Annotated in this window: 1 pseudogene; it reads right to left on the bottom strand. The window is 39.8% G+C overall.

Annotated elements, in window-relative coordinates:
• A pseudogene (locus tag CWB66_RS19595) lies at nucleotides 1-279 on the bottom strand (transposase); the annotation flags it as partial.

The following is a 279-nucleotide window of genomic DNA, read 5'->3' as shown; positions in this document are numbered from 1 at the left end:
TTTCTTGCTCTTGGGTTGCAGCTAAGTTGGACTAATTTATCATTACGCCCTAATGTTTGAATAACGTCATATTACACATTTTTTTTCAGGGGCATTAGCCAATGGCGGTCACTGCCAGTCGTTTGCCATTTATGTAAAAGCCCTAAAGAATAAAAACCTTTGTCGAATAAAGTGAGGCTATTGTCTGGTGTGGTTTCTATAAGCTTTTCAGCCAGTACCATTTCATTGACCTTGTAATCATCGAAAGCGCTCCCCATTATTAAATGGCTGCTCAACTCC

The organism is Pseudoalteromonas sp. S558 (assembly GCF_005886635.1).
Classification (GTDB): domain Bacteria; phylum Pseudomonadota; class Gammaproteobacteria; order Enterobacterales; family Alteromonadaceae; genus Pseudoalteromonas; species Pseudoalteromonas aliena.
This window is presented reverse-complemented; position numbering and strand designations above follow the sequence as displayed.